This window comes from Pseudoalteromonas sp. 2CM28B, from assembly GCF_023161935.1.
Genome location: NZ_JALNTH010000007.1, coordinates 245,778 through 255,905, shown reverse-complemented (window position 1 = coordinate 255,905; position 10,128 = coordinate 245,778). Strand labels below are relative to the sequence as shown.

General features: G+C 40.2%; 6 protein-coding genes. All 6 read right to left on the bottom strand.

What is annotated here, in order from left to right; genetic code table 11:
* Positions 1-113: 113 nt before the first annotated feature.
* The 6 genes from MTN96_RS12790 to pepN all read right to left on the bottom strand — a co-directional run bounded on the left by MTN96_RS12790 (position 114) and on the right by pepN (position 10,096).
* Positions 114-2,435 (bottom strand): RND family transporter, encoded by a 2,322-nt coding sequence (locus MTN96_RS12790; protein WP_248531854.1) that lies wholly within the window; start codon positions 2,433-2,435, stop codon positions 114-116.
* Positions 2,435-3,430, bottom strand: a complete 996-nt coding sequence (locus MTN96_RS12785) for a YCF48-related protein (RefSeq protein ID WP_096041645.1) — start codon at positions 3,428-3,430, stop codon at positions 2,435-2,437. Before MTN96_RS12785 ends, MTN96_RS12790 begins: the two co-directional genes overlap by 1 nt.
* 127 nt (positions 3,431-3,557) lie before the next feature.
* Complete coding sequence (locus MTN96_RS12780; protein ID WP_024033529.1) at positions 3,558-4,922, bottom strand: DUF1329 domain-containing protein; 1,365 nt, start codon at positions 4,920-4,922, stop codon at positions 3,558-3,560.
* A gap of 13 nt (positions 4,923-4,935) precedes the next feature.
* Positions 4,936-7,029, bottom strand: a complete 2,094-nt coding sequence (locus tag MTN96_RS12775; RefSeq protein WP_004586707.1) for a DUF1302 domain-containing protein — start codon at positions 7,027-7,029, stop codon at positions 4,936-4,938.
* A gap of 250 nt (positions 7,030-7,279) precedes the next feature.
* Positions 7,280-7,501: a DUF2835 domain-containing protein gene (locus MTN96_RS12770; protein WP_248531853.1), complete on the bottom strand. Its 222-nt coding sequence runs from the start codon at positions 7,499-7,501 to the stop codon at positions 7,280-7,282.
* Positions 7,502-10,096 (bottom strand): aminopeptidase N, encoded by a 2,595-nt coding sequence (gene pepN, locus MTN96_RS12765; protein ID WP_248531852.1) that lies wholly within the window; start codon positions 10,094-10,096, stop codon positions 7,502-7,504.
* Positions 10,097-10,128 lie beyond the last annotated feature (32 nt).

Below are 10,128 nucleotides of genomic sequence, written 5' to 3'. Positions count from 1 at the left end.
TAAACAGCCTTTTCGATGAAAACATTTTAAGCATTTCAGCTATTTGGTCATCTATTCACAAAATATAGATATAAATGACCATTACAGGTCATTTAGGAGCACAATTATTCACTTTATTTTTTCTGGTCGGTCCACAGCAGACTACCAATTGCGGGTAATAGCAGTACCGCACCTAACATATTTACTAAAAACATGAAGGTAAGCAGTATTCCCATATCTACTTGAAACTTAAGATCAGAGAATATCCACGTACTCACACCTATCGCAAGGGTAATACCGGTAAACAATACAGCACTGCCACGCTCAACAAGGGCATTACGGTACGCCACGCTCAGCGGTACGTTTTGCTTAAGTTGGCCCATCATCGAAGAAAGTATATAAATACCGTAATCCACACCAATACCTACACCTAAGGCTATAACAGGTAAAGTAGATACCGTTAAGCCAATTTCTAATTGCACCATAAGTGCTTGTGCAAGAGTTGATACAATATACAGAGGTAATACCACTGCGATTGTCGCTTTTACGCTCTTAAAGCTTAACAAACACAAAATAATAACTGCGCCGTAAACGTATAGCATCATCGGAATTTGCGCCGCAGAAACAGACTCGTTTGTTGCCGCCATCACCCCTACAGGCCCTGATGCTAACTTAAAGGCTAACTTGTCTGTGCCTTCTTCTTGTGCAAATTGCTTAACACGTTGAATAACGGTATCGATTGTATTTGCTTTGTGATCATCTAAAAATATAATCACCGGCATGACTGAGCAATCACCATTGAGTAATCCTGTGCTTGTTTCTACACGGGCTGTTGATTGCACTAAGCTGGCTGAATTACGCGGTAAGCTTTGCCATTTTAAGTTACCTTCGTTGTAACCTGCGTTAACCGACTGCGCCACAGAGCTTAAACTAACCGCCGATTGTACGCCTGGCACGTTTTCTACCTTGTACTGAAAACGGCTAATGCGCGCCATCACATCGTGCTCTGTGCACGCCGCTGGGTAAGCCTCAACAATCACTTTTAAAATATCCGACGAAATAGTGTATTTGTCCGATATTAAAAAAGTATCTTGATTGTAGCGAGCATCTTGATGCAGCGAAGGCGCACCTGCATGTAAATCACCAATTCGCATTTTATCTGCTTGCCAGTAACCTAATGCAAATAACACCAGCGTAAAACCAATAATCATTTTTGCGGTTTTAGGGTCTGTGGCTTTTACCAATAAATCGCGTATCGCATCTAGCATATTTGGCTTTTGCGCATCGCCTGATTGAATATGCACAGTGTTGGCAAAATTCATATACGAGGCCCACACTGGCAATAAAATTAAATTAGTAAATATAATAACAGCAACACCTAAACTTGCTGTGATTGCAAGTTCACGAATAATACCTATATCAATAGTCAGCAGGGTTAAAAAGCCCACCGTGTCTGAAAGCAGCGCAATACCACCAGGTACAAGTAATGCTCTAAAGCTTGATTGACAACAAATGCGGGTACTTTTGCCCTCACCTACTTTTTTACCAATGGCGTTGATCATCTGCACGCCGTGGCTTACACCAATCGCAAATACTAAAAACGGCACCAATATAGACATAGGGTCGAGACCAAAACCTAGACTCGACAATAAACCCATTTGCCAAATTACGGCAATAATTGAACACGCTATAGGTAAAATGGTGAGCTTCAAACTGCCACAAAATAGCCATACCATAATAAAGGTAAAACCAATGGCAATAGCAAAAAATAGCACAACGCCTTTTGCCCCTTGTGCGATATCGCCGGCCATTTTGGCAAATCCAATAATATGAATACTGACTTTATCTGTACTTAAAGGCTCTCTTACTTGCGTTTCTAACTTATCTGCAAATGCCAGTGTATCTAGCTTTTGCTGAGTTTGCGGGTCGGTTTCGAGTAGCTGCGCGGTCACCATGGCACATGAGTAATCGCTGGCAATCATTCGCCCTACTACTTTTGCTTTTTCAATGTTTTCTTTAACTACCGCTAAACCTTTTTGGTCAGCTTTAAAGTTTGCAGGAATGATTGGGCCGCCAGCAAAACCATCTTCAACCACTTCAACAAAACGCGCACTGGGCGCAAAAATAGAGTTAACTAATGGGCGGTTTACACCAGGAATAAAATACAGTTGATCGTGTACTGCTTTTAATTGGGTGAAAAATTCGGGGTTAAAAATGTTGCCACTGTCATCACACACCGAAATTAAAATGCTATTTGCGCCACCAAATTGTTTTTCGTGTTTGGTGTACACTTTCATGTATTCGTGATTTAGCGGAATATTTTTGTTAAACGAGGCGTCTAATACAATATGAGTGGCTTTATAGCCTAAAAAACATGTGATTAGCGCAAAAGCGATCAACATGATAGTACGGTGTCTAAACACCGCCTTTTCTAAAAAATCTAAAAACGTATGCATTAAGGGTTCAACTCCTTCACTTTAATGCCATCTTCTGTTGCCATGACCAATTTATTATTAATTATTACGCCATCTAGAATAGCTTTACCATCGGGGCGTTGTTCATGTGTAAGTAAGCCGTCTTTTAAATGAAAGATCACACCACTATTTGCCAGCAGTAACCAATGCTCATTATTATAATTTATAATGTTATTAACCGTGGCCGTTTTAACATTTTCAAAATGTTGCCATTGTTGTTCATTTTTATTTTTAGCAAATACATTTCCTCTCAGCCCTGCCACAATTTCTTGCTGCGGATCTGATGCTACCGCAAAAAAAGAACCTGGGTAAATTTCATCAAGGCGTTGCCATGTTTGGCCATTATCACTGCTTTTGGCCATTAACCCCATTTCACCGACTAACATCAAACCACTGTCTGTTTTTTCAATACGGTTAAAATGTGGCAGTATAGATGCTGTTTCAGCCTCGTAGCCTTGAGGGTCATTTTCTTTTAAATCATTCAAATACTCTCTATCTTCACTAAACAGTAAAGAGTCTAAAAAGCGTTTATGCCAGTGCTTACCGCCATCACTGGTTTGATAAAACATGCCATAAGCGCCAACAGCAAAACCATTTGAGTCATCTTCAAAGTAAATATCTAAACACGGCTTATCAAGCTCTGGCTTTGCTTGTTGTAATTGCCAATTTAAACCACCATCGGTGGTATTAATTATTGTGGCATCGTGCCCGCATGCCCACCCATGAGTTTCATTAGAAAAATCGACAGCTGTTAGCAATACCTGTGTAGGGACGCTTTGCGCTTGCTGCCATTGCTCAGCGTTTTTGCTTGTTATTACCGTACCGTGCTTACCTACAGCCACTAAAGCAGCACCTGTATTGGTAATATCAGTTAGTAGGGTTTTATTTGCGTTGATTGCGCTAATAGCATACTGAGGTGCATCTTGTGCAATACTCGCACCGCTTATGATCAGGCTGGCATATACCAAATACTTCATAAATTTTAATCGCCTTGAACTGAAGAATTGTTTGTCTGTTTGCTGAGGAAAATCCTGCGTGTCGTATAGACAAACGCGATGAGAAAGAAAAAAGCAGCTAACGGGCTGTTAGCTGCATATTACGTTGTTATCTACCTTCACGGCGTAATGCGCTTGAAGTAAATTCGTTATCGTTAAACGACTCTGAAAAGTCGTACATTTTTTCTTGGTTATCTAAACCAATAGCTAAGTAACGGCGCGAATTTAAATCATGATACACTTCTAAGGTACTCCACTGCGTAGGTACTTCGTAGTAGTTTAAGCCATATGCCATTGCTACACGATAAAGCTGGTCGCGATTATCATAAATATCGGTCACTTGTACTTGCCAGCTATCTTCATCAATATAAAACACGCGTTTTTTATAAATATGGCGTGTATCATCTTTTAAGTTAGCTTCAACAACCCATACACGGTGCTTTTCATAACGCGTATGCTCTGGGTTAATGTGGCCTGGTTTTAAAATATCGTCGTACTCTAGTTTATCACTGTGTAACTTGTAGCTATTGTACGGAATATATAGCTCTTGCTTACCTTTTAACGTCCAGTTGTAACGGTTAGGTGAGCCATTAAACATATCAAAATCATCGGTAGTACGTAAGCTATCTGCGGCTGTACCTGGAGCGTCATATGCAACATTTGGTGCACGACGAACACGACGCTGACCTGAGTTATATGTCCACGCTTGGCGAGGCGTTAAAATTTGATCCATAGTTTCGTGTACAAGTAGCGCTGTACCGGCAAGGCGTGCTGGCTCTGTCACCTTTTGCTTAAATTTAAACAAAATGTTTGAGTCTTGAAGCTCTGCAGGAGTCGCTTTAGGATCTGAATATTTAACCAATAGTTGTTCATCAAAGCCAACATAATTGTACGAACCCGATGCGGTGGGTGCAGCTTGTCCACCAAAACGCTCTATTGATTGTCCACGATAGCGTAATAAGTGATTCCAAATAGCTTCTAAGCCAGATTTAGGAATAGGAAATGGAATACCAATTGCGGTATTTTTTATTCCGTTGCCACCTTCAATAAGCTCAGCCGTTGCAGCAAACTCTTTTGTTGCATCGTATACAAACTGCGGGTAAGACGCAGAGCGGCGCGTTTCATAAACAGGCATTTTAAACGTATCTGGGTATGCTTCAAATAAAGCAATTTGACCAGGGCTTAAGTTAGCTTTGTACTTATCAAGGTTTGTTTTATCAATGGTAAACAACACTTTGTCCGCAGAATACGGGTCTAAATGGTGCATGCCTGGCTCATAACCTTCTGGTGCAGATGTAATACCGCCATTCCACGCTGGAATTGACCCATCAGCATTGGCTGCTTTTTCTGCGCCAAATGGCGTTAAGTCTTGTCCTAAACGTGCAACTTCTTCAGCGCTCATTTTTGCCATTGCCGCTGAACTTAAAAACATGCTACACAAAGCGGTAGCGATGAGGGTAGGTTTTTTAATCATACTAATATTACCCCTAAATTGAATATTTTAAATTGAAAGAAACGTAGTCACGATCTGAGAAAGTATTGATATCGCCACCACCCCAAAATGAGTTGTAGCTCACATCAAGTGACCATGCATTTTGGTAATTAAAGTTCATCGTTACGCCCAACGATTTACGGTCTTCAATAAACAAGAACATAGGATCAGGTGTGTTACCGTTTACATCATGAGAAAATACAAATCGTGGAGAGAAGTTAATGCCATTGTAAAGGTTAAAGTAATCACCTTTAGCAATTAGGCGGTAACCCCAAGATGATGCCGTTGCAAACGACTTTTCTTCTGGGCCATTAGAAAGGCCTAGTTGTAATGTTGTGTAGTCAGTAGTGCCTGGGCCTGTAATCACACCGCTTCGACCTGTACCCGACACATTTAAACGCATTTCGTCGTAGTCAGGCATATCATGAATTTTAACAGCACCTACTTCACCTACTACAGCCCAGCTATCAGCACCTAATGACGGGCCAAATAAATGTGTTGCAGTAAACTGAATTTGTGATGTGTCGCGTTCAATATAACCTTGTGCAACTTCACCTGCCGCTACAGAGCTAATCGCATCACCAAAACTCATTTGCGAAATACCCGCAAAGTCTGGGCGAATACCGGCAAGCGCCAATTGTTCAGGCATGGCGGTATAAAGTAGCTCTACATCGTCTATTTGTAACGGTTCGTCTTTACGAAATGCAAACTCACCAGCAAACGCGGTTTCACCAATTGTGGTGTTAAAGCTTAAACCGTAAAGTTTAATATCTTCTGGGTAATCATTTTCTGCTTTTGAAAACGCAACTAAATCTGCCACGTTGTCATCTGTAATTTCTGTTGTTGCAATCATCGCTAGATCTTGTGCGATGGCAGCTTGAGAAAAGTTAGAAACACGACCAGAAATTAGCGGACGTCGACTATGGTAGTTAACGTGGTATAACGCCACTTCTGTGTCGTTCCACTCTGGTAAAAATACACCTAAACGTAAACCATATTGGCCGCCGTCATCTGGCTCTGTTTTACCGTTATCGCCTTTACCTTTAAGTGCAACTTTAGTTGGATGAGCTAAATACATGTTTGCAAGCAGGGCTTGGCCTTCAGCACTTGTTGGGTCAATACCCTGTGCTGCGGCTACCTGAGCAAAATTAGTATAAAGGTTATTAAGGCTGTCGGTTAAAAAGGCCATATCAATGTCAGGGTTTGAAGTAAAACCTAACTGTACATTTTGCTGATAGCCGTTTTCTGCTGCAAAGTCATTGGTAGAAAAATAAGTACCCGCAGCCGGTAGGCGTGTTTCATGCCATTGGTACTGATAAAAACCTTCTAAAGTAATATTTTCAGTGATCCCTAATGACGCCCAAAGCATACCTACAGGAATAAATGCTTCTTTAAGCTCAGCACCTGGCGCTTTTAAGCGGTCAATATCGACCGGGTTTACGTTAATACCATGAGAGATAAGTGTACTCTCACCCCAGTTTACTACTTGTTGACCTAGGCGAATTGACAGCGGGTTATTGCCATCGTTTAAGTCAAAATTTGCCCAAACATAGGCATCTAATAAACGGATGTCGGCACAACTTTGCTCTTTTGTGTCGTCATCATCACATGGATCTACGCCTTGTCCTGAGGTTGGGTTAACGTAGGCTCTATCACCATCCATTAACTCAAAATCGTAAAAGTACATAAAACGTGTGAATAAGCCGTAGTTATCTTTACTAATTGAAAGGTCGTGTGTTCCTTTCAATAATTTTGAAAACGAATCACCGCTATCAAAATTAAGATTACCTGCATCGCCATTATTAGAGTAAGAACCTGGTTGAGCCCAAACATCTTGAGAAGAATAAATTGTATTTAATGAAGGATTATACCCAGTCCAATCAAATGCAGGATTATTGCTTTTACCAATAATGTCGAAATCTCTGTCTTCCACACGGACGCTTTGACCATAGGAAAAAGTTGAGTCGAAGGTGACATCAAAGCCCCCTACCTCAAAATTTGCTGCATTCGCTGCTGCAGATAAACCTAAGCTTGCGGCTGCTAAACCTATAGCTATTTTGTTTTTAACAAAAAGCGATCTTCTTATCATTGTGTATCCCCCCTGTCGTGGGTAATTATGTGTGATCAAGTTATTGTTTTTAGTGTAATCTTAACGATAGAAGCGATTATAAAAAATTACAAATGGTCGCGTTCAATCAATTATTATATTTTTTGAGCTGACGTTTACGTATTGGTAAGACGTCATACCAGATAATTTATACACGTAAATTAACAATAGAACAAATTGAAATTAACAAAAAGATAATATTTTTATGTATCTATAACATAAAAACAGCAGGTTAGGCGATACGTTCGAGGCGAATAAATTTATTCTCGGAGGTAAGTAAAAGTCTAAAACGCCCTCTTATTCCTATAGATGAAATGTAAGGGCGTAAGTGCGAGGCGGCAAAACGTATTGTTTTACCGTTATCCTCAACCACTTGTACTGAGCTAAAACGACCATGGTAGTAGTCCATGCATTTGTTATAGCTCAGGTGTAAAGAAAAGTAATACTCAATCATTTAATTAAGAGCTTTTTCAACCTTTTCATATAAATCAGCACTTAATCCTTCAAGGTTTGCTAAGCGTTGCAACTGTGCTTTCATTGCTTGAGCACGGGTGGTGTCAAAGCGTTTCCACGACATGAAAGGCGTTAACATTCTAGAGGCATTTTGCGGATTAATCGCGTTTAGCTTAATAAGTAAATCACCTAATAATGCGTAACCTTCACCATCTTTTCGGTGAAATTGTGCGGTATTAAAATGACTAAAGCTGCCCACTAATGCGCGTACACGATTTGGATTTGAAAAATCAAAGCTAGGATGCGCGTACAACGCTTTTATATTCTCAATAGCATCATAACCAGATTGCATAGCCTGCAGCGCAAACCATTTGTCCATAACTAAAACATCATGACGCCACTGGCTATCAAAGTGATCTAACAACGTTGTTCTTAACGGGTGTGATGCTTTTACTACCGCACTTAATGAGGCTAAAACATTGGTCATATTCGGTGAAGCTGCCGATTCTTTAATAAAGCGGTCAACTTGCTCAGAAGGTATTTTAGCTAAGTAATGTAGACAAACACCTTTAAGCGCTCTTATAGCCACTGCATCAGGATTTATACTGCCATCATCTACAAACGAGCTGTAACAATGTAAAAGCTCATCAGATAATTGCTCGGCAATTTGTTGCTCAAACAACCTTGTGATTGTAATGATTTCGTCAACAGGAATTATGTCAAACTCAGCGGCAAACGTGTCAAAGCTTGGCAGTTTTATAAGCTCTGCTACCAGTGCTAAATCGCCACTTTGTGCGCTTATTAACACACGTAGTGCATTAATAACGTTTTCACTTAATGTTGCATGTTCAGGTGCGTTGACTGCTTGCTTAACTGCATTAATAAATAACTGCTGCTGCGCATCCCAACGCGAAAAATCGCTGCGCGCATAACGCATAATATGCAGTAAATCAGGTTCTGAATTTTGCTGGCTTAAAATACAGGGCGCTGAAAAATCTTCAAGTAGTACAGCCACTGGGCGAGCAGGTATTTGATCAAAGTAAAACGTTTGCATTGGCGCAGTTACGTTAAGCACGTGGTCGCGTTTTTCACCTTGATAAGTAAGTGCAATACTTTGCCCATTTTCATCTAATAATTCGATGGCAAATGGAATGTGAAGGCTCTTATTATCTGGCTGATTTAGCGGAGCTGATTGCTCAATTGTTAAAGTATAAAGTTGCTTATCGTGATCATAGTGCTGTGTTGCATTTAATCGTGGTGTACCTGATTGGCTATACCAACGCTTAAATTGCGTTAAATCTATGCCTGAAGCATTACTCATTGCAGCAACAAAATCATCACAGGTAACCGCTTGACCATCATGGCGTTCAAAGTATAGCTGCATCCCTTTTTGAAAGTTAACCTCACCTAACAGGGTGTGCATCATTCTGATAACTTCAGCCCCTTTATCGTACACCGTTACGGTATAAAAGTTATTCATTTCGATAACTTTTTCAGGGCGAATTGGGTGCGCCATTGGCCCCGCATCTTCACTAAACTGATGTGTGCGCATTACTTTAACAGCATCAATGCGGTTAAGTGCGCGTGAGCCTAAATCGCTACTAAATTCTTGGTCTCTAAATACTGTGAGCCCTTCTTTTAACGATAGCTGAAACCAGTCTCTACAGGTAACACGGTTTCCCGTCCAGTTATGAAAATACTCATGACCAACAATCGACTCTATCGTGTGATAATCTTTATCGGTGGCGGTTTCTTGGTTAGCCAATACGCATTTACTATTAAATACATTTAGCCCTTTATTTTCCATTGCTCCCATATTGAAAAAATCTACGGCAACAATCATGTAAATATCTAAGTCGTATTCTAGGTTAAAGCGTGTTTCATCCCAATCCATGGCTTTTTTTAATGAGTTAATTGCATGTGGTGTTTTCGATAAATTGCCTTTATCAACAAATAACGCAAGCTCAATTTCGCGCCCACTTTTTGTTGTGTAGGTGTCTTTTAGTACATCAAAATCACCAGCTACTAATGCAAATAAGTAACTTGGCTTTTTAAATGGGTCTTGCCATTTAGCAAAATGGCGACCATCAGCTGTTTCACCACTGTCAATTTGGTTACCATTTGACAGTAAATGCTTAAAGCTTTTATCAGCAATAATCGTCACATCGTACGTGCTTAGCACGTCAGGGCGGTCTAAAAAGTAGGTTATTTTTCTAAAACCTTGCGCTTCACATTGCGTACAATACGCTCCACCAGATAAATACAAGCCTTCTAAAGAGGTATTTGTATCAGGAGAAATTTCAGTAACAATTTTAAGCTGGCATGTGTGAGGTAAATCATTAATGATTAGGTGCTCACCTTCAATCTTATAATTAGTATAAGCAATATTGTCTACTTGCAGCTCCACTAATTGTAAGTCTATGCCATCTAACACAAGCGCTGAGTTTTGATTTGTTGTTCTTTTAAGCGTTAGTAGCGCCGTCACTTTTGTATTTAGTGGTTGTAAGTCAAAAGTGAGTTCAGTGTGCTCTATAGAAAAATTAGGCGCAGTGTAGTCTTTTAAGTATTGCGCTTTTGGCTTTGCTGAAACAGTCATAGTTACTCCAACTAAAGCTCCTTAAAAAAGGA

Coding starts and splice junctions, on each gene's coding strand:
- MTN96_RS12790 (WP_248531854.1), bottom strand. CDS start 2,435: ATGCATACGTTTTTAGATTTTTTAGAAAAGGCGGTGTTTAGACACCGT.
- MTN96_RS12785 (WP_096041645.1), bottom strand. CDS start 3,430: ATGAAGTATTTGGTATATGCCAGCCTGATCATAAGCGGTGCGAGTATT.
- MTN96_RS12780 (WP_024033529.1), bottom strand. CDS start 4,922: ATGATTAAAAAACCTACCCTCATCGCTACCGCTTTGTGTAGCATGTTT.
- MTN96_RS12775 (WP_004586707.1), bottom strand. CDS start 7,029: ATGATAAGAAGATCGCTTTTTGTTAAAAACAAAATAGCTATAGGTTTA.
- MTN96_RS12770 (WP_248531853.1), bottom strand. CDS start 7,501: ATGATTGAGTATTACTTTTCTTTACACCTGAGCTATAACAAATGCATG.
- pepN (WP_248531852.1), bottom strand. CDS start 10,096: ATGACTGTTTCAGCAAAGCCAAAAGCGCAATACTTAAAAGACTACACT.